The organism is Winogradskyella aquimaris (assembly GCF_042676105.1).
Lineage (GTDB): Bacteria > Bacteroidota > Bacteroidia > Flavobacteriales > Flavobacteriaceae > Winogradskyella > Winogradskyella aquimaris.
The window spans coordinates 86,353-111,374 of sequence record NZ_JBHTJQ010000004.1; the positions used below are offsets into that span (position 1 = coordinate 86,353).

General features: G+C 35.0%; 25 protein-coding genes. 18 read left to right on the plus strand and 7 right to left on the minus strand.

The annotated features are described in order from the left end of the window. Positions 1 to 103: 103 nt before the first annotated feature. The 15 genes from ACFQ1K_RS04890 (at position 104) to ACFQ1K_RS04960 (ending at position 17,123) form a co-directional block, all read left to right on the plus strand. On the plus strand, positions 104 to 901 hold the full coding sequence (locus tag ACFQ1K_RS04890) for a TrmH family RNA methyltransferase (protein ID WP_320556447.1): 798 nt from the start codon (positions 104 to 106) through the stop codon (positions 899 to 901). A 144-nt stretch (positions 902 to 1,045) separates the two neighbouring features. Next, positions 1,046 to 2,278 (plus strand): M48 family metallopeptidase, encoded by a 1,233-nt coding sequence (locus ACFQ1K_RS04895; RefSeq protein ID WP_320556446.1) that lies wholly within the window; start codon positions 1,046 to 1,048, stop codon positions 2,276 to 2,278. 362 nt (positions 2,279 to 2,640) lie between these two features. Then, the gene (locus tag ACFQ1K_RS04900; protein WP_320556445.1) at positions 2,641 to 2,811 is read left to right on the plus strand and encodes a hypothetical protein; all 171 of its coding nucleotides are present in this window, start codon (positions 2,641 to 2,643) and stop codon (positions 2,809 to 2,811) included. 110 nt (positions 2,812 to 2,921) lie between these two features. After that, positions 2,922 to 5,129: a RelA/SpoT family protein gene (locus ACFQ1K_RS04905; protein WP_320556444.1), complete on the plus strand. Its 2,208-nt coding sequence runs from the start codon at positions 2,922 to 2,924 to the stop codon at positions 5,127 to 5,129. Positions 5,130 to 5,234: 105 nt separating this feature from the next. Further along, a complete protein-coding gene (locus tag ACFQ1K_RS04910; protein ID WP_320556443.1) occupies positions 5,235 to 5,687 on the plus strand; it encodes a Fur family transcriptional regulator in 453 nt (150 codons plus the stop codon). A gap of 12 nt (positions 5,688 to 5,699) precedes the next feature. Then, positions 5,700 to 6,980 carry an adenylosuccinate synthase gene (locus tag ACFQ1K_RS04915; RefSeq protein WP_320556442.1) on the plus strand — a complete coding sequence of 427 codons (1,281 nt, stop codon included), beginning with the start codon at positions 5,700 to 5,702 and terminating at the stop codon, positions 6,978 to 6,980. A gap of 9 nt (positions 6,981 to 6,989) precedes the next feature. After that, the gene (locus ACFQ1K_RS04920; protein ID WP_320556441.1) at positions 6,990 to 7,430 is read left to right on the plus strand and encodes a hypothetical protein; all 441 of its coding nucleotides are present in this window, start codon (positions 6,990 to 6,992) and stop codon (positions 7,428 to 7,430) included. Positions 7,431 to 7,473: 43 nt separating this feature from the next. Next, positions 7,474 to 9,333, plus strand: coding sequence for an OstA-like protein (locus ACFQ1K_RS04925; RefSeq protein ID WP_320556440.1), 1,860 nt, complete (start codon positions 7,474 to 7,476; stop codon positions 9,331 to 9,333). Continuing rightward, the gene (locus ACFQ1K_RS04930) at positions 9,334 to 10,509 is read left to right on the plus strand and encodes an aspartate aminotransferase family protein (RefSeq protein ID WP_320556439.1); all 1,176 of its coding nucleotides are present in this window, start codon (positions 9,334 to 9,336) and stop codon (positions 10,507 to 10,509) included. It abuts the gene before it with no gap. A gap of 157 nt (positions 10,510 to 10,666) precedes the next feature. Further along, positions 10,667 to 12,073 (plus strand): tetratricopeptide repeat protein, encoded by a 1,407-nt coding sequence (locus ACFQ1K_RS04935; RefSeq protein ID WP_320556438.1) that lies wholly within the window; start codon positions 10,667 to 10,669, stop codon positions 12,071 to 12,073. Between the two features lie 37 nt (positions 12,074 to 12,110). Beyond that, a complete protein-coding gene (locus tag ACFQ1K_RS04940) occupies positions 12,111 to 13,079 on the plus strand; it encodes a DUF368 domain-containing protein (RefSeq protein WP_320556437.1) in 969 nt (322 codons plus the stop codon). Continuing rightward, positions 13,079 to 14,098, plus strand: coding sequence for a DUF368 domain-containing protein (locus ACFQ1K_RS04945; protein ID WP_320556436.1), 1,020 nt, complete (start codon positions 13,079 to 13,081; stop codon positions 14,096 to 14,098). Before ACFQ1K_RS04940 ends, ACFQ1K_RS04945 begins: the two co-directional genes overlap by 1 nt. Continuing rightward, on the plus strand, positions 14,067 to 14,825 hold the full coding sequence (locus ACFQ1K_RS04950) for a shikimate dehydrogenase family protein (RefSeq protein WP_320556435.1): 759 nt from the start codon (positions 14,067 to 14,069) through the stop codon (positions 14,823 to 14,825). The genes ACFQ1K_RS04945 and ACFQ1K_RS04950 overlap by 32 nt, the downstream gene beginning before the upstream one ends. Before the next feature lie 150 nt (positions 14,826 to 14,975). After that, positions 14,976 to 16,934 carry a DUF349 domain-containing protein gene (locus tag ACFQ1K_RS04955; protein WP_320556434.1) on the plus strand — a complete coding sequence of 653 codons (1,959 nt, stop codon included), beginning with the start codon at positions 14,976 to 14,978 and terminating at the stop codon, positions 16,932 to 16,934. 3 nt (positions 16,935 to 16,937) lie between these two features. After that, on the plus strand, positions 16,938 to 17,123 hold the full coding sequence (locus tag ACFQ1K_RS04960) for a hypothetical protein (protein WP_320556433.1): 186 nt from the start codon (positions 16,938 to 16,940) through the stop codon (positions 17,121 to 17,123). A gap of 252 nt (positions 17,124 to 17,375) precedes the next feature. Here ACFQ1K_RS04960 and mazG read toward each other — a convergent pair whose 3' ends face one another. The 4 genes from mazG to ruvX are packed head-to-tail and all read right to left on the minus strand — an operon-like array spanning position 17,376 to position 19,634. Next, positions 17,376 to 18,149: a nucleoside triphosphate pyrophosphohydrolase gene (mazG, locus tag ACFQ1K_RS04965; RefSeq protein ID WP_320556432.1), complete on the minus strand. Its 774-nt coding sequence runs from the start codon at positions 18,147 to 18,149 to the stop codon at positions 17,376 to 17,378. A gap of 3 nt (positions 18,150 to 18,152) precedes the next feature. Then, a complete protein-coding gene (locus ACFQ1K_RS04970) occupies positions 18,153 to 18,581 on the minus strand; it encodes a DUF5606 family protein (RefSeq protein ID WP_320556431.1) in 429 nt (142 codons plus the stop codon). A gap of 10 nt (positions 18,582 to 18,591) precedes the next feature. Further along, positions 18,592 to 19,182 carry a peptide deformylase gene (gene def, locus ACFQ1K_RS04975; protein WP_320556430.1) on the minus strand — a complete coding sequence of 197 codons (591 nt, stop codon included), beginning with the start codon at positions 19,180 to 19,182 and terminating at the stop codon, positions 18,592 to 18,594. 38 nt (positions 19,183 to 19,220) lie between these two features. Further along, the gene (gene ruvX / locus ACFQ1K_RS04980; RefSeq protein ID WP_320556429.1) at positions 19,221 to 19,634 is read right to left on the minus strand and encodes a Holliday junction resolvase RuvX; all 414 of its coding nucleotides are present in this window, start codon (positions 19,632 to 19,634) and stop codon (positions 19,221 to 19,223) included. Between the two features lie 215 nt (positions 19,635 to 19,849). Here ruvX and ACFQ1K_RS04985 point away from each other — a divergent pair, with 215 nt between their 5' ends. Together ACFQ1K_RS04985 and ACFQ1K_RS04990 are read left to right on the plus strand one after the other, a co-directional pair. Then, positions 19,850 to 20,665 (plus strand): 2,3,4,5-tetrahydropyridine-2,6-dicarboxylate N-succinyltransferase, encoded by an 816-nt coding sequence (locus ACFQ1K_RS04985; RefSeq protein ID WP_320556428.1) that lies wholly within the window; start codon positions 19,850 to 19,852, stop codon positions 20,663 to 20,665. A 53-nt stretch (positions 20,666 to 20,718) separates the two neighbouring features. Then, positions 20,719 to 21,783: a glycosyltransferase family 9 protein gene (locus ACFQ1K_RS04990; RefSeq protein ID WP_320556427.1), complete on the plus strand. Its 1,065-nt coding sequence runs from the start codon at positions 20,719 to 20,721 to the stop codon at positions 21,781 to 21,783. 2 nt (positions 21,784 to 21,785) lie between these two features. On the opposite strand, the gene ACFQ1K_RS04995 is transcribed toward ACFQ1K_RS04990, so the two are convergent. Together ACFQ1K_RS04995 and ACFQ1K_RS05000 are read right to left on the minus strand one after the other, a co-directional pair. Further along, positions 21,786 to 22,607 (minus strand): glycosyltransferase family 2 protein, encoded by an 822-nt coding sequence (locus ACFQ1K_RS04995; protein WP_320556426.1) that lies wholly within the window; start codon positions 22,605 to 22,607, stop codon positions 21,786 to 21,788. 3 nt (positions 22,608 to 22,610) lie between these two features. Further along, entirely contained in the window at positions 22,611 to 23,432 is an 822-nt protein-coding gene (locus tag ACFQ1K_RS05000) for a glycosyltransferase family 2 protein (protein WP_320556425.1), read from the minus strand. A 41-nt stretch (positions 23,433 to 23,473) separates the two neighbouring features. Here ACFQ1K_RS05000 and ACFQ1K_RS05005 point away from each other — a divergent pair, with 41 nt between their 5' ends. Continuing rightward, a complete protein-coding gene (locus ACFQ1K_RS05005; protein WP_320556424.1) occupies positions 23,474 to 24,235 on the plus strand; it encodes a glycosyltransferase family 2 protein in 762 nt (253 codons plus the stop codon). Here the strand turns inward: ACFQ1K_RS05005 and ACFQ1K_RS05010 are convergent. Continuing rightward, positions 24,232 to 25,005, minus strand: coding sequence for a lipopolysaccharide kinase InaA family protein (locus ACFQ1K_RS05010; RefSeq protein WP_320556423.1), 774 nt, complete (start codon positions 25,003 to 25,005; stop codon positions 24,232 to 24,234). The genes ACFQ1K_RS05005 and ACFQ1K_RS05010 overlap by 4 nt on opposite strands. Positions 25,006 to 25,022 lie beyond the last annotated feature (17 nt).

The following is a 25,022-nucleotide window of genomic DNA, read 5'->3' on the forward strand; positions in this document are numbered from 1 at the left end:
TTCTAATGCATACAATAAAGACCTGTACTTTTTATTGTTTGTTTATTATTTGCTGTTTTAGAATTTACAATAAGACTAAATTTAAAGTACTTTTGCTTCAACTATGATAAAACAAATCACAAGTCCACAAAATCCATTGATTAAACACTTCGTTCAATTAAAAGAAAAGTCCAGACAACGTAAAAAAACTGGACAGTTTTTAATTGAAGGCAAACGTGAACTTTCCCTTGCCATAAAGGGTGGTTATCAAATTGAAACGTTGTTGTTTTATCCTGATTTGTTTTCTGAAAGTGAAGCCAAGGCCATGTCTCGATATGGTATTGAGATCATTGAAATATCACAAGAAGTATTTCAAAAATTGGCACATCGCGACACGACAGAAGGTGTTATTGCTGTTGTAAAAAGTAAAAGGCATCTGCTCGAAGACTTAAAACTCAGTAACAAAAACCCATTAATTTTAGTGGCCGAAGCACCAGAAAAACCTGGTAATGTAGGTGCCTTATTAAGAACTGCAGATGCTGCCAATGTCGATGCCGTAATTATTGCCAATCCTAAATCAGACTTGTACAACCCAAATATTATTCGATCAAGTGTAGGTTGTGTCTTTACGACTCAAATTGCTATGGCGAACACTACAGAAGCCATCGAATTTTTAAAGCATTATCATTTCAATATTTATTCGGCAATTCTTCAAGATTCAGAACCTTATAATACGCAGGATTACACGCTACCAACGGCCATTGTTGTTGGTACGGAAGCCACAGGTTTAACACAAGCCTGGCGTGATGCCGCAACGCAAAATATTAGTATACCTATGCAAGGGATTATTGATTCTATGAACGTTTCTGTTGCCGCAGGAATTCTTATTTTTGAAGCAAAAAGACAACGAGACTTTAAATAAAATTAACGATGTCAGTTCGAGTGATTTTCGAAGGACGAGAAAATTATATCGAGAACCTTAATAAGATAAAAAAGCTTCTCCATAAAAAATGCCTAAGAAAGGAATTTCACTCGAAGTGAAGAAATTATAACCTTAAGAGATTACATGACCGCACAAACCCTTTTTTACATCATCGTAGCCATTATCCTCATTAATTTTATTAAGGATAAAATTCTTGATGCTTTAAATGCCAAACATTTTAAGGATGCTATTCCTGATGAATTAAGTGATGTATATGATGAAGATGAGTATAGAAAATCTCAAGCCTACAAAGCCATTAACTATAAGTTCGGAATTTGGTCTTCTTTATTTTCATTGGTGCTAACCTTAGGCTTTCTATTTTTAGATGGTTTTGAATACGTTGATAATATAGCCAGAAGTTATTCCAATAACCCAATTATTGTCGGCTTAATTTTCTTCGGCATTATTATGTTTGCCAGCGATATAATCACCACGCCTTTTGCATATTACAAAACCTTTGCGATTGAAGAAAAATTTGGCTTCAACAAAACCACCAAAAAAACCTTCATTTTAGATAAACTCAAAGGACTACTGATGATGGCTGTACTTGGTGGTGGAATCATCGCATTGATAATTTGGTTTTACCAGCTTACACAAAACTATTTTTGGTTATATGCCTGGGTAATCGTAACCATATTCACTGTTTTTATGAATATGTTTTATTCACGGCTAATTGTACCAATGTTCAATAAACAAACCCCTTTAGAAGATGGAGAATTACGCAATAAAATTTCCGATTATGCAGAATCCGTTGGGTTTAGTCTGAATAAAATTTTTGTCATTGATGGCTCTAAACGCAGTACAAAAGCCAATGCCTATTTCTCTGGTTTTGGAAGTGAAAAACGCGTCACCCTCTACGATACCTTGGTGAATGATTTAGAAGATGACGAAATTGTTGCAGTTTTAGCACATGAAGTTGGGCATTATAAACGCAAACACATTATTTTTAATTTAATCTCCTCTGTTCTCTTAACCGGCTTGACGCTTTATATTTTATCAATCTTTATTTCCAATCCGTTGTTGTCAAATGCCATTGGTGTAGAAAAACAAAGCTTCCATGTAGGTTTGATTGCCTTTGGACTGCTCTACTCACCCATTTCGGAAGTCACGGGTCTACTAATGAATTATGTCTCGCGAGTTTTTGAGTACCAGGCCGACGACTATGCCAAAAACACCTATAAAGCTCAGCCATTAATAACCTCTTTAAAAAAGCTCTCTAAAAATAGCTTAAGCAATCTTACACCGCACAAAGCCTATGTGTTTATGCATTATTCACATCCTACATTGTTGCAAAGGGTAAAGAACTTATCAAAATAATTAAAACCTTTCCGTTCGTATCTTTGAAAAACGAGAAAAACTATACTAAACCTTTAACTATATGTTAAAGCTTCCTAACGAAATACTGGTAACCTGTTAATATTTCCTAAGATCTTTTAATAACACCTCACTAAGTTAGGAATTCATTTATATTTTGTTTAAGTTTTTGTTTCAAACATTAAACAAATAATAAAAATGAAAAAATTTATCTTAAAATGGTATCCTGTGATCCTAGCCTTTATATGCCTGTTATACTCGGTTGGCTTAGGATTATACGGTATGAAAGACGAGGCTGAATACTCTGCACATTGGCCAGCAACAATATTATTATTCGCAATTGCAATTAGACAAAGACGAACATCATGAATAGAGGATTTTTATTTATTGGAGCGCTTATTTTTGCGGCATATCTTTACTTTATGTTCTACAATATTTATCTCGCGCATAAAAAACAAAAAGAGAATCATTATCCCGAATTAACAGAGGAAGAGATATTCGAAGCATATGAAGACGATATTGATGACAAAGCTTAATAAGCAAAGAGAAAATAGCTTACTTCAATTTGTTATAGGTTAATATTATTGATTAATTTTCATAAAAGTCATCATTGCTTATCTCATGGAGTTTGTTTACTTTAGTTGTTATGACGGAAGTAGATATTGAAAAAGAAAATGCAGCCATTGCCAAAGCTTACAAAGAGTTACTGAGAGTGAGCTACCAGACCCTTAGCAAAGATGATAAAAAAATGATTCGTCATGCTTTTGAGGTTGCTTTAGACGCACACAAAAATCAGCGTCGAAAATCGGGTGAAGCTTATATCTTTCACCCTATAGCTGTGGCGAAAATTGTTGCACAAGAAATAGGCTTAGATGCTACTTCCATTGCTGCGGCTTTACTTCATGATGTTGTTGAGGATAATCCAGATTATACAATTGCAGATATAGAGCGCCTTTTTGGTGAAACAGTAGCTCTCATTGTGGATGGCCTGACCAAAATATCTTCCCTTAAAAAAGATATGGATGTTTCCCTGCAAGCGGAGAACTTTAGAAAAATGTTACTCACACTCAATGAAGATGTCCGTGTTATCATTATAAAAATTGCAGACCGTTTGCACAATATGCAAACCATGGATTCTATGCGGGATGATAAACAGGTGAAAATTGCCTCTGAAACCCTGTACATTTACGCACCGCTTGCACACAGAATTGGACTTTACAATATTAAAACAGAACTTGAAGATTTAGGCTTAAAATATACAGAACCAGAGGTCTATAACGACATCGCGGAAAAAATGCAAGAAAGCAAGGAAGAACAAGACGCCTATATCAAAGCATTTTCTAAAGTGATTGAAAAGTCATTAAATAAAGAAGGCCTTAACTACGAAATTAAAGGGCGACCTAAATCCATTTTCAGTATTAGACGAAAAATGGTTAAACAAGGTGTTTCGTTTGATGAAGTCTACGATAAGTTTGCGGTGAGAATAATTTACAAATCAGACTTAGCCAATGAAAAGTTTTTGGCCTGGAAGATATATTCTATCGTAACCGATCACTTTACACCTAATCCCATCCGATTACGAGACTGGATTTCATCCCCAAAGTCAACTGGTTATGAAGCGCTGCACATTACCGTTGTCGGACCAAAAAGCCGTTGGGTAGAAGTTCAGATACGTAGTGAACGAATGAATGAAATTGCCGAAAAAGGTTATGCAGCTCATTACAAATACAAAAATGCTAACGACAAGGAAGATAATCTAGACTTATGGATCAATAAGCTACAAGAAGCCTTAGAAAGCAATGAAACGGATGCCGTAGATTTTGTGGAGCAGTTCAAACTCAATCTGTATTCTAAAGAAATCTTTGTGTTCTCCCCAAAGGGAGATTTAAAATCCTTACCAAAAGGTGCTACTCCTCTCGACTTTGCATTTAGTATTCACACTGAAGTTGGAATGAAAACCCGTGGCGCCAAAGTCAACGGAAAACTAGTGCCACTTAGTCATGAGCTTCAAAGTGGTGACCGAGTAGAGATCCTAACTTCGGACAATGCTAAACCCAATGCCAACTGGTTAGATTATGCCACTACTGCCAGGGCACGGAGTAAAATTAAATCGGCATTAAATGCACACACCAAAGAAATTGCAGAGGAAGGTAAGGAAATTTTAAGACGTAAGTTAAAACAGCTTAAAATTACCTTGAATGAAAAATCCGTAAATGAGTTAGTTAATTACTTTAAGCTTAAAACATCTTTAGATTTATTCTACCGCGTAGGTATTGGAACCATAGATAATACTAAACTCAAAGCGTTTGCATCTTCTAGAAGTAATGCATTTATGAGTTATATAAAAAGCAGAATCCGTAAACCTGACGTTCCTAAAGACATTGACAAAGATGAAATTACCTCTAAATACGACATGTTGGTCTTTGGAAAGGAAGAAGAACGGCTTAACTATACTTTAGCTAATTGCTGTAACCCAATACCTGGTGATCAAGTATTTGGATTTGTAACCATAAACGATGGTATTAAAGTGCATAAAAAGAACTGTCCAAATGCTGTAAGTCTTCAGTCTAATTATGCTTACAGAATAATGTCTGCAAAATGGATAGATTCAACGCAACGCACATATACCTCACACATTAAGCTTTCAGGAATAGACAATCTTGGTTTGGTAAATGACATTACAAAACTGATTTCGGAGAACTTACACGTTAATATGAAAAGTATTAGTTTTTCTAGTGACGATGGAATTTTTAATGGAGATATTACCGTGGAAGTTAAAAACCAAACCATGTTAAAAAACCTTATAGACAAACTAAAAAAAATCAACGGTATAGACAAGGTCATAAGGGTATGATTTACAACATAAAAAAAGTATTGAAAACTTGTTCATTTCTTTCGGTTTTAATATCAAATTAAATCAACCATATCCTATATTTTTACGTAAATTTGCAGCTTAATTATGAATGCAACTACAGAAGAAAGTAATCAGGAAATTGTAAAACGCGTTTTTACCCAGTTCCTTGAAGATAAAGGTCATCGTAAAACACCTGAACGCTATGCTATACTTCAGGAAATTTATGATAGTCAAGAACATTTTGACATAGAATCACTCTATATTAAAATGAAAAACAAAAACTATCGGGTAAGTAGGGCTACACTTTACAATACCATAGAATTACTATTAGAATGCAACTTGGTTAGAAAACATCAATTTGGGCAAAACCAAGCTCACTATGAAAAGTCATATTTTGATAAGCAACACGACCATGTGATTCTTACCGATACTGGTGAAGTTATAGAATTCTGTGATCCTCGCATTCAATCCATTAAAAAAACTATCGAGGAGGTTTTTGATATTGAAATAACTAATCATTCACTATACTTTTACGGCAATCGTAAAAAAGACGACTAACTAATTTAAAAAATGGCAGTAGATTTACTACTTGGATTACAATGGGGAGATGAAGGCAAAGGGAAAATTGTCGACGTATTCACCTCTAAATACGATATTATTGCACGCTTTCAAGGTGGCCCAAACGCGGGTCATACACTAGTGTTTAACGGTAGAAAGCATGTGTTGCACACTATTCCTTCTGGGATTTTTCATGACAATACCGTGAATCTAGTAGGAAACGGAGTGGTTATAGATCCTGTGATTTTTAAAAAGGAGTTAAATAAGTTAGATGAACAAAATGTTGATTATAAAACATCCCTCTGCATCTCGCGCAAGGCACATATCATTTTACCTACGCATCGCTTATTGGATGCTGCAAGTGAAGCTTCGAAAGGAAAAGCAAAGATAGGTTCTACATTGAAAGGTATCGGTCCAACTTATATGGATAAAACCGGAAGAAACGGAATTAGAGTTGGTGATGTAGAATTGGCCAATTGGAAGGATAAATACCGTACCTTGGCAGACAAGCATGAAGCCATGATTGACTTCTATAATGTTGATATACAATATAACTTAAAAGAACTTGAAGCAGAATTCTTTGATGCCATCGAGACCCTTAAAACCTTAAAGTTTATCGATTCTGAAGAATATGTACACCAAGCACAACAAGCTGGAAAATCAATCTTAGCGGAAGGTGCACAAGGATCTCTTTTAGATATCGATTTTGGTACGTATCCATTTGTAACCTCATCTAACACTACGGCTGCTGGTGCATGTACAGGTTTAGGTGTAGCACCCAATCAAATCGGTGATGTTTTCGGAATATTTAAAGCTTATACAACACGTGTTGGCTCTGGTCCTTTTCCAACGGAATTGTTTGATGAAGCAGGTGAAACCATGGCACGTGTTGGTCATGAATTTGGTGCAACCACTGGAAGACCTAGACGCTGTGGCTGGTTAGATTTGGTAGCGCTACGTTATGCTTGTCAGATTAATGGAGTTACACAATTAATCATGATGAAAGGAGATGTACTCTCTGGCTTTAAGACTTTAAAAGTATGCACGGCTTACAACTATAAAGGTGAAACAATTACACACTTGCCTTACAATATCGAGGAAGAAAACGTCACTCCAATTTATACTGAGGTTAATGGATGGTCGGAAGATTTAACTGGAATGACCGATGCATCGGAGCTACCAAAAGCCTTTAATGATTATGTTGTCTTTTTAGAAAACGAACTTAATATACCTATTACGATCGTATCTGTTGGTCCAGACCGTAAGCAAACTATCGAAAGAAAGGTACTTTAAGGGCACACTATGCAACGATTACAAGCGATTATCGCATTTTTATTCTTTCTTAATTTAACATCCTGTCTATTTGGAGTTGGACTAGTAGAACATGAATTAGTAGATGATTTTTGGCTTTTTGCAAATGGTTCTTACGAAGAAACAGAACTAAACTATTCAGATAGGGAACATAATATTTCTTATACATTAGTGGATAGAACAATTTTAAAGGTTGGTTATAATGATGAGTTTATCATAGTTAAAAGTCGCCCAGAACAGTTTAATGATAAAATTTACTATCATATCATATATATAGAAGAAGTTAGGAATGGTAGCTATGATAAAGTTCCTTTTTATACTTTAGAACAATTCAAATTACTAAGAAAAAAATTGAATGTCCCAAAAGATTTAAAGTTTTCAATTAACTTTGAGGACAAGCTGAACAACGTTAAAAAAACTGTTAACCCATAATAAAGCTGATTGATAAGTGTTACTTTTTAATAAACATACAGCTTTGAATCCTTTAAAGAATCTACTTTTCATCATTTCAATTTTCCTTTCTCCATTTAGTTTTGCTCAGGAAAAACAAAAAATAACCATTGAGTATGCTGGTATTGCAGCCTCTGACCCAGAAATTGAAGATGGTGCATTAATTTTTCTACGTGATGAATCCCAGCAAGTACACTTTATTCATAAAGGTGTAAATCTATGGTGTGACAAGGCCGTGTACTATCAAGACCAAGACTATATCGAAGCATTTAGTAATGTTAACATGAAGCAAGGCGACTCCATTTCCATGGTTGCCAAATACATTGACTACAGTGGCAAAACAGAAATTGCCGTAGCCAAGGGTGATGTTGTATTAACCGAGCCCAATTCGGTTTTAACAACTGATAAACTTTACTTTGACAGAACTCGGCAGCTGGCTTATTATGATACGAGTGGCAAGGTGGTGAGGGACTCGTCAGGTACCATTACCAGCCAGATTGGTCGTTATTATATGAATGCTAAAAAGTACCAGTTTACAAAAGATGTAGTTCTTGTAAATCCTGATTATACCTTAAATACCGAGCGTCTCGATTTTTTTCCCGATAATGGTCACGCTTATTTGTTTGGACCGTCAACCATTGTTGGTGAAGAAAGTCATATTTACACGGAACGTGGTTTCTATGATACGAATGCCAATACAGGTTATTTTCAACGTAACTCTAAAATAAATTACGATAACAGGACCGTTGAGGGAGATAGCATTTACTTTGACCGAAATCGCAGTTTTGCCTCTGCCACTAACAATATTACCGTTACAGACACTTTAAATAATAGTATTGTAAAAGGGCATTATGCCGAAGTTTGGCGCGATAAGGATTCCGTTTTTATCACTAAACGCGCATTAGCAATCACTGTTCAGGAAAAAGATTCAGTGTATCTGCATGCAGATACCTTGATGGTTACCGGAAAAGAAGACAACAGAATTACAAGAGCCTACTATAATGCCAAACTTTACAAGAGTGATTTGGCAGGAAAGGCAGATTCTATCCATGTAAACCATAAAAAAGGGTTAACGGAACTCATCAATTTAAAAAGATTTAGCTCTACCGATGCATTTGCAATTGCCAGAAAACCTGTATTATGGAATTTAGGCAATCAAATGACTGGTGATACCATTCACTTAATTTCTAACACTGAAACTGAAAAACTAGATTCTTTAAAAGTATTTAACAACGCCTTTTTAGTGAGCAAGGACACAATTAGTGAAGATGGTTATAATCAGATAAAAGGTCAACGGCTTATCGGCTTGTTTAAAGATAATGAACTCTATAATGTAGACATCATTAAAAATGCCGAAACCATTAGATATATGCGAAATGAAGCCAACGAACTCATTGGTATTCAGAAATCAAAATCCGGTAGTATTAATATTCAAATTATAGAACAGGCTATTGAAGAAGTACGGTTTATCAATCAGATTGATGGTAATATTTTTCCAGAACCTGATTTTCCAAGAAATGCGAGACGCCTCAGAGGGTTTGATTGGCGTGGAGAAGAGCGACCAACTTCTGTAGACGATTTATTCAAAGATGATCCGCCGTTGGTATTGCCAAAAATTTCAGGGCTTGAGGACTATGTTCCACCAGAAGATTTTATAGACGACAGCGTTGCAGAACGTCTTGAGCAAGCTGGAAAGGCAACCCCAAACAAACCGAACAGGGCAGCACAAAATCTTCCACAGGAGGATGAAGAAAAAGACCCAAAAGAAGATTTAAAGCCTAAGAAAGAACAAACCACACAACCGAAAGTGGAATGGACACCTAAAGACAAACCTACCGAGATTTCAGAGGAGAAGAAAAAACTTAAAGTTAAAGGGGAAGAATAATTGAAGAATGCGTTTTTTAAATATCAGGCACAGACTACACCTCATCCTTTAGCCATGGAAGTTAGCCATGCCAAAGGTTCTTATATATATGACAACACGGGAAAGGCTTATTTAGATTTCGTCGCAGGCGTTTCGGCATGTACGCTTGGACATACACATCCCAAAGTGGTTAATGCCGCAAAATCACAGCTAGATGATTATCTTCATGTCATGGTTTATGGTGAGTATATTCAAAAGCCTGCATTGGAACTTACAAAACTTTTGGCTAAATATTTACCTAGTCCATTAGAGACCACCTATCTTGTAAATTCTGGTACAGAAGCCATAGAAGGCAGTCTAAAGCTTGCGAGACGCTATACGGGGAGGACAGAAATTATTGCTGCTAAAAATGCCTATCATGGCAATACCATGGGATCTTTAAGTCTCATGGATTACGAAGAACGTAGAGCACCGTTTTTACCTTTAATTCCTGATATTAAATATATTGCTTTTAATTCTGAAAAAGATTTAGATCAAATCACCAATAAAACAGCAGCTGTAATTTTAGAAACTATACAAGGTGGAGCCGGATTTATTGTACCACAAAACAATTATCTTCAAAAAGTACAAAAACGGTGTAATGACGTTGGTGCTGTCTTCATTTTAGATGAAATTCAGCCAGGAATAGGAAGAACAGGAAAGCTCTTTGGTTTTGAAAACTATAATTGTCAACCTGATATTGTGGTTACAGGAAAAGGTCTTGGAGGTGGCTTGCCTATTGGTGCCTTTACGGCTTCTGAGGACATGATGCAGACCTTGAGTAACAACCCTAAGTTAGGACATATCACAACATTTGGAGGTAACCCTGTTATCGCAGCAGCAGCTTTAGCAACTTTAAAAGAAGTTACCAGCTCCAATCTCATGGCAGAAGCTTTAGAAAAAGAACAATTAATCAGAACCCATCTTAATCACAAACATATTAAAGAGATTAGAGGTAAAGGATTAATGCTTGCTGCAATGGTTGATAACCCTGATATAACTAATCATGTTATTCTAAAAGCTCAAGACGAAGGGCTCATTTTATTTTGGCTACTTTTTGAACCAAAGGCCATTAGAATTACACCTCCGCTTACCATTTCAAACGAAGAAATTATCAAGGGTTGTAAAGTCATCACTTCAATTCTGGACAAGTTATAATCAATACTTTTTACTATAACTTAATGAATTTCAACTACTAACAAGAATGTAAAAATACTTAAATCAATGTTAATTAATTTGTTAAAAACAAAAATATAATTCATTACGACCTTTGGATGATAACTGTAATTTAGATTAGTGAATCTTAAAACCGCTTATGAATTATAGTCACGAAGACGAAAACTATCCGCTTACAAGATTTGAATCCATGCTAAAAACAAATGATATTTTGTTTTTTGATTCAAATGAATTTGAAAACATCATTCACCACTATCTCGAAAATGGAAAAATAGCTCTAGCCAAACGTGCAATCAAACTTGGCTTAGAGCAACATCCTACCTCTATCAACCTAAGATTATTCCAAGTAGAGATTCTAGTCATTGAAAATAAATTTTCAGAAGCTGATGATATTTTAGATATGCTTCATGAGATTGAACCCAACAATGAAGAAATATATATTCAAAAAGCCAATGTGCTTTCTAAACAAGATAAACACGAAAAAGCCATAGAAACGCTCTTAATCGCTATTGATTTATCCTCTGAACCTGAAGAAGATGCCGATCTTTACGCTTTGGTTGGTATGGAGTACTTATTTTTAGATCAGTTTGAAAATGCTGTCATTTATTTTAAAAAGTGTTTAGAGAGTGACACGTCTGATTATTCAGCATTGCATAATATCGTGTACTGTTATGATTTTTTAAATCAAAATGAGGAAGCCATAAGCTATCTCAATAATTTTCTGGATTCCCATCCGTATTGCGAAGTGGCTTGGCATCAACTGGGACGTCAATATTTTGCAATTAAGGATTATGCAAAGGCCAATGCCGCATTCGATTTTGCCATAATCTCAGACGATACATTTGTAGGTGCTTACATAGAAAAAGGGAAAGTTTTAGAAAAGCTTAAACATTATGAAGAAGCTATAGAAAACTATAAAGTTACTCTAGCGCTTGACGAACCCACTTCATTTGCTTTATTAAGAATAGGACACTGTTACGAAAAACTTGGGCAAGATGACATGGCCTTACAATTCTTTAACAAGACCATTAAAGACGACGCATTATTAGATAAAGGTTGGATTGCCATTACCAAGTTTTACATGAAACGCTTAGACTATCATAAAGCGCTTAAGTTTATTAATAAAGCTGTGAATATAGATGGTGAGAATGTTTTATACTGGAAACTTTACGCCACCATTAATAAGCGATTAAACTTTCTTGAAGAAGCAGAAATAGGTTATAAACGCACTTTAGAGCTCGGTAATTACGAACTGGATACTTGGTTAGACCGTTCGGATATTTTAATTGCTTTGGGAGAACATGATGCTTCAATATACAACCTTCTTCAAGCGGCAGAATTTTATCCAGAACATCCAGAGATTGAGTACAGACTTGGCGGATTATATTTTACAACACAGCAAAGTGAAAAAGGTCGTTTTCATTTAAAAAATGCCTTAAGACTGAATATAGATTATAGTTTTATTATCTCAGAACTATTTCCTATGCTAAGTGATAGACCAATGGTGAAGGCTATAATTTCACAGGCAAAAAAGACTTCCGACTAAAAAAATCCATACCTTAGCATTTCTTATTAAAAAAGAAATGCATAGACGTTTTTTAGACTATCTCATAATAACTTTTAAAGGTATAGCCATGGGAGCTGCAGATGTAGTTCCTGGTGTTTCTGGTGGTACGATAGCCTTTATTTCCGGTATCTACGAAGAACTTATTGAAAGCATAGATAAAATCAATCTAGGTGTTTTTAAGGTTTGGAAAAAGGAAGGTTTTAAAACCGCTTGGAAATCTATCAACGGTTCTTTCTTATTGGCACTTTTTTCAGGAATTGCCATTAGTATTTTGTCATTAGCCAAACTCATAAAATGGCTTTTACATAACGAACCCATTCTACTATGGTCGTTCTTTTTTGGTTTAGTTCTAGCAAGCATTATTTACATTGCCAAACAAATTAAAGGTTGGTCTCCAAAAATTATCATCGCTATAATTTTAACCTCTGCCATTTCTTATTACATTACTTTAGCAGAACCTTTTGCATCTCCAGATAGTCCTTTTTACTTGTTGTTCTGTGGATTTATTGCCATCATTGCCATGATACTTCCAGGTGTATCAGGTGCATTCATTTTACTTATTTTGGGGGCGTATCAAACCGCTATTGACACCATAAATAACCTTAGAGATGGGCTTTTTACCGGTAACATGGACTTATTTAAAGATGCCCTTTTAAAGTTTGTGCTGTTGGCAATTGGTGCCGTAATAGGTTTAAAAGTCTTTTCCAAAGCACTCAATTGGATGTTTAAACATCAAAAAAATCTAACCCTAGCCATCCTTACCGGTTTTATGGTAGGTTCACTTAATAAAATTTGGCCTTGGAAAAAGATCTTAAAGACCAGAGTGAATTCTGAAGGTGATGAAGTCGTTTTGTTAGACCAAAGCATTTTACCATCCTCTTACGATGGTGATAATCAAATCGTATTGGCAATTATCTTTGTAGTCGTAGGGTTTGCTACGATTTTAATTTTAGAAGGGTTAGGTAGTCAAAAAAATAAAGTCTAATGCAAAGCACCAGAACTTTTAAGGATCGTGTTTTTTTGGTCGTAAAAGGACTGGCAATGGGAGCTGCAAATAAAGTACCAGGTGTATCTGGAGGTGTAGTTGCATTTGTAGCTGGGTTTTATGAAGAATTCATTTATTCGCTTCAACGTGTAAATAATACAGCTTTTAAACTTTTATTCAACGGTCGTTTTAAGAGTTTCTACCAATATATCAACGGTAAATTTTTAGGTCTTTTATTCTTGGGAATGGTTGTGAGCTATTTTAGTGTTTCTAAGATTTTAGACTATCTTATAATTAACTATGAACTCTATGTTTGGAGTGCATTTTTCGGTATGATTTTAGGCTCAATCTATTATATAAGTAAAGATTTTAAAGCTTGGAACAGTAAAACCATTACGGCATTGATTCTGGGTACTATTGTTGGTATAAGCATTAGTTTCTTAGATCCCGCAACAGAGAATGACAATCTATGGTTTGTATTTTTTTGCGGTATAATTAGTGTTTCTGGCATGACACTTCCAGGTTTTTCGGGTTCTTTTATTTTAATCCTACTTGGAAACTATGTACTTCTCTTAGTAGATTCGGTCAATGCGCTATATGATACACTTTCAGATATTTTTACAGGTAATTTCGAGTTTATTAAAAACGAAGCCAGAATACGTATGCTCAAGGTTCTCGGTGTTTTTACCTTAGGCTCTGTGACAGGATTAGTGACATTTTCACATATATTAAACTACATATTGCATCACTACAAAAACATTACACTCGCAACTATCGTAGGATTTATTATTGGGTCGCTTGGTGTGGTTTGGCCATGGAAAGAAACCATTTACAAAACCAGTATAGATGGTAGCTATATTTTAGATTCTACTGGTAAACAAGTTATTGCAAATTATAAACGTTTTTTCCCTGAGGCCACTACAGAAACTTACATTGCAATTGCTTATATTGGCTTAGGAATCCTAATTGTTTTGGGATTAGAATGGTATGGACAACAAACAAGACAAATCAAAGCTTAAATTTGGGTTAATAGGAAAGAATATTTCCTATTCATTTTCTAGGGGCTATTTTGCCTCAAAATTCAAGAAAGAAGAACTTCCTTACACTTATGTTAATTTCGATCTAGAATCTATTGAAGATCTTGAGGATATTATTAAAAATACACCAAATCTAAAAGGCCTTAATGTCACCATTCCTTATAAGGAAACCGTTATACCCATATTAGACGATCTAAGTAAAAAAGCAAAAAAGATAGGTGCCGTAAACACCATAAAAATCACACGTTATCAAAAGCTTATTGGTTATAATACAGATTATTATGGCTTTAAAAATTCATTACAACCACACCTAAAAAAACATCATACGCGTGCTTTAATTTTAGGAACAGGTGGAGCTTCTAAAGCTATCGCTTATGCACTTAAAAAATTAAAAATTCAGTACGATTATGTATCGCGATCTGAAAAAAAAGGGGTGAAGTTCCTATATTCAGACCTAACTGCAGATATAATTTCAACATACACTATCATTATTAATTGTACTCCAATAGGCACGTTCCCTAATGTTAACGAATGTCCAGACCTACCCTACGATGCCATTACCAAAAAGCACATTTTATATGATTTGGTTTATAATCCTGAACAAACCAAATTCTTAAGTTGTGGAGATGTTAAGGGAGCTATAACCATTAATGGCTCAGAAATGCTAAAGCTGCAAGCAGACAAAGCTTGGGAAATATGGAACAAATAACATGGCGCATCAAATTGGGCGCCTAATCAACTAAACCTTCCTAAAAAACTTAACTACCACCAATTCTGCCGCCATGAATTCAAGATACTGTAATTCCTTTGTATTTAAGGGAGTTGTTAGTATCTTTAACCTCTTAAAATAATTTGACTTATGTCTGAGAATGATAACCTGCAAGATGCAGACGGAAAAAAAGAAGTAGAAACTAAAGTATCTAATCCTAAAGAAGACATATCTCCTGAGGTAGAAAATAAGACGGAAGGAGATAAAGGGTCCAAGATTACTGACGTATCTACGAGTAACGAAAAAGATAGTGAAGCCCATTCTGAAATTGAGGCTTCAAATGCCGAGGATGCAGAAGATGAATCTAATGCCGAGCGCCATGACGTAGAGGAAAAAGACTACCATGCTATGTCTATGCAAGCTTTAGCTGAAGAGCTCAATAGACTTTTAAAGCATCACAAAATTCAAACCATTTCAAAGCAAGTCAATGAAATAAAAGCTGAATTCAATGCAAAGTTCAGTGAATTATTAGAAGAGAAAAAAGAAGAGTTTTTAGAAGAGGGAGGTAATGAAATAGATTTTTACTACACTAACGATACTAAAAAACTGTTCAGTCAGCTCTATAAAGACTACAAACAATCCATCAGCGCGTATTATAAAGAACGTGAGCAAAACCTGAAACAAAACTTAGAAAACAGGTTAGCAATTATAGAAGAAATTAAAGGACTTCTTTCTGTGGAGGAAAATATGGGTACGACTTATAAAACCTTCAAAGAACTTCAAGAAAAATGGCGTAATGCAGGTCCTATTCCAAGAGATAAGTATAACAACGCCTGGAACACCTACCATCATCATGTAGAACGCTTTTACGATTTCTTGCATCTTAACAACGATTTGCGAGACATGGACTTTAAGCACAACTATGAGCAAAAACTAAAAATCATAGAACGTGCCGAGGAACTTGCCAAAGACGAGAACGTCAATCGTGCATTTAGGGAATTACAAGTCCTTCATAAACTCTGGAAAGAAGAGCTAGGCCCTGTTGCTAAAGAACATAGAGAAGAGATTTGGGAGCGATTTAGTAATGCTACAAAAACCATACATGATAAGCGACAGGCCTATTATGCCGATTTAGATAAAGCTTATGAAAAAAATCTAGAAAAGAAAGAGGAAATTATAGCTAAAATCCAAGATATTGGAGAAGATAAAGCTAATTCTCACGGTGCCTGGCAAAAAAAGATAAAGGAGGTCGAAGCGTTACGCGAATCCTTTTTCAATGCTGGTAAAGTACCTTTAAAGGTCAATGAAGCGACTTGGGCAAAATTTAAGGACGCGGTAAGAACTTTTAATCGAGGCAAAAACAAGTTTTACAAAGATCTAAAGAAAGACCAATACGAAAATCTACAAAAGAAGAAAGAGCTAATAAAAATCGCCGAAGAGAACAAGGACAGTGATGATTTTGCCGTGGTAACTCCTTTAATGAAAAAAATTCAAAGTGATTGGAAGAAAATTGGTCACGTACCAAGACGCGATAGTGACAAAATCTGGAAGCAATTTAAAAACGCTTGCAATCACTATTTTGACAGAATGCACGCTCAACGGAAGGAGAAAAACCAGCACTTGTACGATGCGTTTGATAAAAAGGTAAAGCTGCTTGAAGAACTCAATTCTTTAAAACTATCGGGTGACAACAATGCAGATGTGGAAACTCTAAAAACTAGAATTGCCGATTGGAAAGCCATTGGCCATGTACCACAAAATAAGCGTTATATAGACGGGAAGTTTTATAAAGCTATCGACGAGGCGTTTGATAAACTAAAAATGGAAAAGTCTAAATTGGAAATGGTAAAGTTTGAAAGTAAACTTGAAAACTTGGCCAACAACGATGAGGATACCAGACTTTTAGATAACGAACAAAACTTTATCCGTAAAAAAATAGGAGAAGTGAAATCTGAAATCACCCAATTGGAGAATAATTTACAGTTCTTTACTAATGTAGACTCAGACAATCCCTTGGTTAAGGATGTACATAAAAATATAGATAAGCATAAAAAAGAACTAGACACCTGGAAAGCCAAGTTAACTAAGGTACGCGAGATGTATAGTTAATTTATGGACAACAAACTATTAGGAAACTTCATTATTGCTTTTCCAACGGCGGCTTATATTACCTATACTATACTTATGAAAAACCCAAATTCAGGTATAGATTGGACATCTGTTGTAATATCGGGTTTAATTGCCATGGTAAGCTATGCCATTGGGAAAAAGATTAAAAACAAAGGTGAAGTAGAATAAACCTCACTCAAATATTTAAAAAACCAAAACCCATCTGATACTAACAGATGGGTTTTGCCCTAACTAAACTAAATTAACCTTAATTACAACCGCTTAAAAATAATTAAGATTTTTATTAAGACTATAAAAACTTTCGCTTTTATATTCTTTATTTACGTGGGAAATTTCGGTTTAGATGTTTGTGATTTTGTTTTTAGGGAATTTTAACATTATAGATATTAAATTCTGAAACAATCGCAGAATTTCAAATGATTAAAGGGACTTTGCCTCTTCCCAAAAAATATCCATTTCAGATAAGGTCATATCTTTTAGCGATTTATTCAGCGCTTTCGATTTGCTTTCAAGGTATTGAAAGCGTTTAATGAATTTCTTGTTAGTACGCTCTAAAGCATTTTCGGGATTCACTCTAAGAAAACGTGCGTAATTAATCATTGAAAATAACACATCACCAAACTCACTCTCAATAGCATCCTTGTCACCTTTGGCAATCTCAGATTTTAGTTCTGCTAGCTCCTCTTCTACTTTTTCAAAGACTTGTTCGGGTTGTTCCCAATCAAAACCAACACCAGCCACTTTATCTTGTATGCGATTGGCTTTTACCATAGCTGGCAAACTTTTTGGCACCCCTTCCAAAACACTTTTCTTGCCCTCTTTAAGTTTTAGTTGTTCCCAGTTACGTTTTACCTCTTCCTCGTTTTCTACTTTTACATCACCATAGATGTGTGGATGACGCTCTATTAACTTATCGCAAATACTGTTACAGACATCTGCAATATCAAAGTTGTTGGTTTCACTACCAATTTTAGAATAAAATACAATGTGCAATAACACATCTCCCAACTCTTTTTTAACCTCATCTAAATCATTTTCCAATATGGCATCACCCAGCTCATATACTTCTTCAATAGTAAGATGGCGAAGCGACTCCATGGTCTGCTTTTTATCCCAAGGACATTGCTCTCGCAACTCATCCATAATAACAAGCAAACGCTCAAAGGCCTTTAATTGGTTGGTTTTGTTTGACATAGTTTATTCTTCTTCCTCTGAAGATTCAGCCTCTAATTCAGCTTCTAGTGTGTCTAAAAGATTGTTTTTGTGAAGTAAGTTGTACCACTGCACTACCTTTTTTATATCTGATGGATAAACACGGTCTTCATCATAATCTGGTAAAACCTCAAAGAAATATTCTTCTAAAGTATCTTTACCATCCTTATGACTAATGGAGGTTTGCTCTCCATTTTCTTTATCCTTTATCTTTTTAAGAACATCTCTTAGCGGGATTTCTTCCGTTAAAGTATATATAGCTATTTCGCTTAAAATACTAATATTACTGTGTGCACCAACCGTAATTCTTTTTTTGTCTAAGAGTGACTGTACAACGGCTCCTGTTCTTGTTTGTGCTACAATTTCATATAATCCTGGCTTTCCAGAAATAGCTAAAATCTTATCTAAACCCATATATTTTGTATTAACGCTTTCTGCTCATTGCAGGAAAACGCATTTTGTAATCTATTTTAATTTTTCCTTTTGAAATGTTTGTTAACTTCCCTTTAATCAAACGTTTTTTAAAGGATGAAAGTTTATCTGTGAATAATACACCCTCTATATGATCGTATTCATGTTGAATAACTCTGGCAATTAAACCGTCATATTCCTCAACATGTGTTTCAAAATTTTCATCTTGATACTGAATCTTGATTTTTGGCTTTCTAAAAACATCTTCCCTAACATCTGGTATACTTAAACAGCCTTCATTAAAAGCCCATTCATCTCCTTCTTCTTCTAAAATTTGAGCATTGATGAATGTCTTCTTAAAATTCTTCATTTGCTCTTTTTCTTTATCGGACAAATCTTCATCTTCGGAAAATGGTTCTGTATCTACTAAAAACAAACGTATTGGCAAACCAACTTGTGGTGCCGCTAAGCCAACACCATAAGCACCATACATGGTCTCATACATGTTTTCTATGAGGTCATTAAGATTAGGATAGTCCTTATCAATTTCCTTTGCCTTTTTCTTCAAAACAGCATCGCCATATGCAACTATTGGTAATATCATAATATCGTTGTTTTCGGATGCAAAAGTACAATTCTTATTTAAGAATTTGAAGCTAAATAACTTTGCAATATTAAGGTCGCACTTATTTCATCTACTAGTGCCTTATTTTGTCTTTGTTTTTTCTTTAAACCACTATCTATCATGGTTTGAAACGCCATCTTAGAAGTGAAACGTTCATCTACTCGTACAATGGGAATATTCGTAAATTCTTTACTTAATTTTTCTAAAAACTTTTGGATATGCACTTCACTTTCTGATGCCGTGTTATCCATCTGTTTTGGCTCACCAACAACAAATTTTTCAACCTCTTCAGTGGTAACATAAGTTTTTAAATACTGAATTAGTTCCTTTGTATCGACCGTTGTTAAACCCGAAGCAATAATTTGCATTGGGTCAGTGACCGCTAATCCTGTTCGTTTTGTACCGTAATCTATGGCTAAAATTCTTCCCATGGTTGCAAAGATAGTGTAATAAAAAACGCTTCTTCATAAAAAGAAGCGTTTTTAAATTAGCTATTAATTAAATACTCAGATACATTTATATGAAATAAATTTAGGCTGCATTTAACAGGATTATGACACCTCATTGATGATTCCGTTACAATTCGAATAAAAAATATTTTACCAAGGCTATTTATCAGCTTATCTTTGATAAAATTTTTATACTGATGAAACAATTACAAACCGTTATAGAAAATGCTTGGGAAGACCGCTCCCTATTAACCAATCATGTTACCATAGATGCCATAAGAAGTGTCATTGACCTTATCGACGCAGGGACACTGCGTGTTGCAGAACCGACCGAAAATGGATGGAAGGTAAACGAATGGGTAAAAAAAGCAGTAGTACTCTACTTCCCAATTCAGAAAATGGAAACCTTCGAAGTGGGTATTTTTGAGTACCACGACAAAATTCCATTAAAACGTAATTATATGGAAAAGGGCATTAGAGTGGTACCGCATGCCGTTGCAAGACATGGAGCTTACATTTCTAAAGGTGTAATTATGATGCCAAGTTATGTAAACATTGGTGCTTATGTAGATGAAGGCACCATGGTAGATACCTGGGCGACTGTTGGTAGCTGTGCACAGATCGGGAAAAATGTACATCTTTCCGGTGGTGTTGGTATTGGTGGGGTTTTAGAACCTCTACAGGCATCACCTGTAATTATTGAAGATGGTGCCTTTATAGGTAGCCGATGTATTGTTGTTGAAGGTGTACATGTGGAAAAAGAAGCTGTTCTCGGTGCTAATGTAGTGCTAACGATGAGCACTAAAATTATAGATGTAATAGGTGATGAACCAGTTGAAATGAAAGGTAAAGTTCCTGCGCGTTCAGTAGTAATACCTGGCAGTTATACCAAAAAGTTTGCCGCAGGAGACTATCAAGTACCATGTGCGTTAATTATTGGTAAACGCAAAGAAAGTACAGATAAGAAAACCTCTTTAAACGATGCTCTACGCGAGTATGGTGTAGCCGTTTGATAAACTTTGTGCTTTAATAGTGAAATGACCTTGGTACATTTTAACTTTTCAGAATGAAAATTTTAATTATACAACAGAAAATGATTGGCGATGTTTTAGCTTCAAGCATTTTATTTGAAGCTATTAAACATCATAATCCTGATGCCGAGTTACACTATCTCATTAATACGCATACCCTTCCTGTTATAGATCAAAATCCTTTTATTGATAAAATTCAGTTCTTTACACCAGAACATGAAAAGAGTATTATAAAAGTCTTCAAATTGGCTAGACAACTTAGAAAGGAAAACTATGATGTTGTTATAGATGTCTACTCTAAGTTATCGAGTAATATCATCTCATTATTTTCTAAAGCAAACATTAAAGTCTCTATAGATAAAGGCAGAAATAAGTTATTGTACTCACACTTATTTAAACACAAGGCAAAAGCAGATACCAACGCAGGCTTAGCTATAGAGAATCGATTGCAACTACTGCAACCTTTAGGAATAGATACCGCCAAAATTGTAAGACCAAAAATATATCTAACCGAAGAAGAAAAAGCTGCAGCCATAACCTTTTTAGAGTCAAATCATATTAAAACCCACAAACCACTGTATATGACTGGAGTTTTGGGCAGTGGAGCCAACAAAACCTACCCTTTTGATTATATGGCTTCAGTGATAGATACCCTTGTAAAAACGCAACCGGAATGTCAGATTTTATTTAACTACATCCCCAAACAAGAGGCTGATGCCAGAGCAATTTTAGAATTGTGCTCAACTGAAACTAAAAAACACATCTACTTTGAGGTTTTTGGCAAAAGTTTGAGAGATTTTCTGGCCATCACTCATCATTGTACTGCACTTATTGGCAACGAGGGCGGTGCTATAAATATGGCAAAGGCCTTACATATTCCAACATTCACCATTTTTTCGCCATGGATAAAAAAAGAAGCTTGGAATATGTTTGACGATGGTAAAAAACACGTTTCGGTTCACCTTAAGGATTTTGACAATCAACCATATTCAGATGTTAAGCACCCTAAAGAGTTAAAATCTAAAGCTTCTGATTTATATTCAAAATTTAAACCTTCTTATTTTGAAAACAGCTTGGTAAAATTTTTAAACAACCTTTAAAACTAGCCCTTTTTGATACCGAATTCGGTCCACTTTTTATTTTCCTTTTTTGTAGTTGCACGTATAGCCAAATTTCTATCTAAGGATTCCTTGGTTTTATAGCCACGAGCATGATCGAGATGCAAACAAATTGCTTTATAACGTATTTGTTTAGTTTTAATACCATTGTTGATTAAACGCTCACCCAACTCTCTATCTGGTCCACCATACTGCATACGTTCATCGTAGCCATTTATAGCCAATAAATCAGATTTCCATGCCGAAGAATTACAATTGTTAAATGTGGCGCCTGTTGGTGTGACTACATCCAGAAAATTGGCTAAACCGTTTTTAGCAGAAAGCTTCAACTTATTTTTTCCACCTAATTCTCCTTGTTGCTTTAACCATTTTACCTCGAAACAACGTTTGGATTTTATATCATCTTCCGCTATAGCTTCACTAATATCCATAGGTAGTTTACAATAACCCCCAGATAGAAAATAGCCTTTTTCCGCCTGCTTCGCATGGGTTTCAACAAAATCTTCACGAGGAATACAGTCGCCATCCGTAAATAATATATAGTCATGCTTAGCTATAACAATGGCTTCATTCAATATTTTTTGACGTCTATATCCTTTATCTTCATGCCATGCATGTGTGATTTCTACAGGATAATCTCGCTTAAACCGATCTATTAATTCTTTGGTTTCATTGGTTGAGCCATCATCTGCAATAATAATGTCAAAATCCTTGTAAGTCTGCACACTGTAACCGTACAACACTTTTTCTAACCAATCGGTTTTATTATAGGTGGCAATAATAACTGTAATTTTAGGTAATGCCATAATTTATTTATTGATACCAAATTCGGTATACGTTGATTTACTCTTTTTTGTTTCTTGTCGAATCTTCTTGTTATTCCTTTCAGATTCAAGGTTTTTATAAGGTCTTTCGTGGTGCAAATGTACACAAATCGTACTATACCGCACTTGCAGAAACTTGATGCCATTATTCATCATGCGTTCACCAACTTCCCGATCTTCTCCACCATACTTCATACGCTCGTCAAAACCATTGACAGCAATGATATCTTTTTTAAAGCAAGACACGTTCATGCCGTCAAACGTCGCTTTAGTTGGTGTGAATACATTAAGTAGCTTCGCTTTAATATTAGACTTTGTTAATTTATTAAGCTTAAACGTTTTAGGCTGACCTTTGGCGACCAACCAATTGGCGTCAAAACATTTCTGATTTTTGATTTCTGTTTTGGAAAGTGTTTTGGAAATAGTTTCGGACAACTTAAAATAACCACCCGAAAGTGCACAATTTGGTCGTTTTAACTTTAAGTGTGTTTCAACAAAATCCCTTCTTGCAATACAGTCACCATCCGTAAATATGAGATAGTCTGAATTGGATGCCATAATCGCTTTATTAAGGATTTTGGTTTTCTGAAACCCTTCATCCTTTTGCCAAACGTGAGTGACACTTAATTTTGAAGAGGTTTTAAAGGCATCAATAACAGCTTTCGTGCTTTCATCTGAACCGTCATCAGCTATAATCAACTCAAAACTAGAGACCGTCTGAAGATCATAGCTATACAATACCAATTCTAACCATTTTGGTTGATTGTAAGTACTAATAATAACTGACGCCTGAACCGGTGATTGCATAAACACAAAAATACTATTTTTACAAAACTGAAATGATAAGTATGCTAAAACTCTCTGGTGTTATTATTACATTTAATGAAGAACGGAATATGGAGCGCTGTTTACAATCCTTAGTCAATGTGGTTGATGAAATAGTGGTAGTAGACTCCTACTCTACTGATAACACTAAGGCCATTTGTAAAAAATTCAATGTCACCTTTATAGAGCAAGAATTTCTAGGCTATATTGAACAAAAAAACTTTGCTTTAGAACAAACCACTTACAAGCATGTGGTGTCTTTGGATGGAGATGAGGCCCTTTCTGAAGCACTTCAAAAATCCATCATTGAAATAAAGACCAATTGGAAATTTGATGGGTATTATGCCAACCGGTTTAATAACTTTTGTGGTCAATGGATAAAATACAGCGATTGGTATCCCAATAAAAAATTGCGTGTTTTTGATAAAACCAAGGCGAAATGGACAGGTATTAATCCACATGATAATGTACAGTTTCATGATAGTAAAACTAAGAGCGGTCATTTAAAAGGTGATATTTTACATTGGACCTATCAAACTTACTCTGAATTCAACAAGAAAACTGAATATTTCTCAACCATCGCTGCAAAAGCCTATTATGACAAAGGTAAAGCGGCACCGATATGGAAAATTATCTGGAATCCTACCTGGGCGTTCATTAAGTCCTATATTTTAAGACTTGGATTTTTAGATGGATTTAATGGGTTTGTTATTTGCGTACAAACTGCAAACATTACCTTTTTGAAATATTCAAAGTTACGAGAAATTTATAAGACTGGTAATTAACTTTTTTTCTTCCTCCAGAAATAATATTTCTTTTTAAAGGCTTCCTTCTTTTTAAAACCTGAAGAAAATTTTTCAGAAAAATAATACATACGCTCCCTTAACTCATTATGTGGTTTGTTAATAAGTTTTGCATATTCATCACTTATAATATCTAGCATATAATCCTTTGGGGATAATCGCGCAAAATTGGCCAAACGCTCATCATAAGACAAGGTTTTAAATTCCATCCGATTCAGGTCTACCAGATAAAAATCATAACCATCTGATGTTTGCTTTATAAGGGTGTTTCCTGGGGAATGATCTAAAAAATGAATTCCTTTTTCATGCAGCTGAAACGTAAACTGTGTAAATTGTCTCAAGATATTATCATAATCCTCACATTGTGGCTCGTCAATCAGTTTACGTATTGTAAAATCATAGTCCAATTGTTTACTGATGTAATAACTTTTACCAAAAACAAATAACGATGTAAACTCTACATATGCTTCTGGACTTGGAGTCAAAATTCCTGCCTCCAAAAGTTTATCTGCATACAAAAAAGAACGCTCAGCTTTACTTTTTCTAAAAAATCGGTAGACAATTTTATTTATAACATTAGGGACTTTAAATCCTTTTATGTTATACTTCACGCCATCAATTTCCAGGATCTTAATCACATTTCTATAGCCTGTACCAATGAGTTCTCCCTCTTTAGAAAACCGATTAAGTGTTTCTAAAATCAAGGGCTTAGTGAGTTCTGAATTTTTATGAATTTTAATCCTTACAGACATAAATAGCTTTAATTACC

Excerpts from the sequence above, each read along its gene's own strand:
- ACFQ1K_RS04960 (WP_320556433.1), top strand. The coding sequence starts at position 16,938 with ATGGACAACAAACTATTAGGAAACTTCATTATTGCTTTTCCAACGGCG.
- ACFQ1K_RS04950 (WP_320556435.1), top strand. The coding sequence starts at position 14,067 with ATGGACAACAAACAAGACAAATCAAAGCTTAAATTTGGGTTAATAGGA.
- ACFQ1K_RS04900 (WP_320556445.1), top strand. The coding sequence starts at position 2,641 with ATGAATAGAGGATTTTTATTTATTGGAGCGCTTATTTTTGCGGCATAT.
- ruvX (WP_320556429.1), bottom strand. The coding sequence starts at position 19,634 with ATGGGAAGAATTTTAGCCATAGATTACGGTACAAAACGAACAGGATTA.
- ACFQ1K_RS04890 (WP_320556447.1), top strand. The coding sequence starts at position 104 with ATGATAAAACAAATCACAAGTCCACAAAATCCATTGATTAAACACTTC.
- ACFQ1K_RS04995 (WP_320556426.1), bottom strand. The coding sequence starts at position 22,607 with ATGGCATTACCTAAAATTACAGTTATTATTGCCACCTATAATAAAACC.
- ACFQ1K_RS05005 (WP_320556424.1), top strand. The coding sequence starts at position 23,474 with ATGCTAAAACTCTCTGGTGTTATTATTACATTTAATGAAGAACGGAAT.
- ACFQ1K_RS04985 (WP_320556428.1), top strand. The coding sequence starts at position 19,850 with ATGAAACAATTACAAACCGTTATAGAAAATGCTTGGGAAGACCGCTCC.
- ACFQ1K_RS05010 (WP_320556423.1), bottom strand. The coding sequence starts at position 25,005 with ATGTCTGTAAGGATTAAAATTCATAAAAATTCAGAACTCACTAAGCCC.
- ACFQ1K_RS04945 (WP_320556436.1), top strand. The coding sequence starts at position 13,079 with ATGCAAAGCACCAGAACTTTTAAGGATCGTGTTTTTTTGGTCGTAAAA.
- ACFQ1K_RS04955 (WP_320556434.1), top strand. The coding sequence starts at position 14,976 with ATGTCTGAGAATGATAACCTGCAAGATGCAGACGGAAAAAAAGAAGTA.
- ACFQ1K_RS04910 (WP_320556443.1), top strand. The coding sequence starts at position 5,235 with ATGAATGCAACTACAGAAGAAAGTAATCAGGAAATTGTAAAACGCGTT.
- ACFQ1K_RS04970 (WP_320556431.1), bottom strand. The coding sequence starts at position 18,581 with ATGGGTTTAGATAAGATTTTAGCTATTTCTGGAAAGCCAGGATTATAT.
- ACFQ1K_RS04895 (WP_320556446.1), top strand. The coding sequence starts at position 1,046 with ATGACCGCACAAACCCTTTTTTACATCATCGTAGCCATTATCCTCATT.
- ACFQ1K_RS04905 (WP_320556444.1), top strand. The coding sequence starts at position 2,922 with ATGACGGAAGTAGATATTGAAAAAGAAAATGCAGCCATTGCCAAAGCT.
- ACFQ1K_RS04935 (WP_320556438.1), top strand. The coding sequence starts at position 10,667 with ATGAATTATAGTCACGAAGACGAAAACTATCCGCTTACAAGATTTGAA.
- ACFQ1K_RS04920 (WP_320556441.1), top strand. The coding sequence starts at position 6,990 with ATGCAACGATTACAAGCGATTATCGCATTTTTATTCTTTCTTAATTTA.
- def (WP_320556430.1), bottom strand. The coding sequence starts at position 19,182 with ATGATATTACCAATAGTTGCATATGGCGATGCTGTTTTGAAGAAAAAG.
- ACFQ1K_RS04990 (WP_320556427.1), top strand. The coding sequence starts at position 20,719 with ATGAAAATTTTAATTATACAACAGAAAATGATTGGCGATGTTTTAGCT.
- ACFQ1K_RS04940 (WP_320556437.1), top strand. The coding sequence starts at position 12,111 with ATGCATAGACGTTTTTTAGACTATCTCATAATAACTTTTAAAGGTATA.
- ACFQ1K_RS05000 (WP_320556425.1), bottom strand. The coding sequence starts at position 23,432 with ATGCAATCACCGGTTCAGGCGTCAGTTATTATTAGTACTTACAATCAA.
- ACFQ1K_RS04915 (WP_320556442.1), top strand. The coding sequence starts at position 5,700 with ATGGCAGTAGATTTACTACTTGGATTACAATGGGGAGATGAAGGCAAA.
- mazG (WP_320556432.1), bottom strand. The coding sequence starts at position 18,149 with ATGTCAAACAAAACCAACCAATTAAAGGCCTTTGAGCGTTTGCTTGTT.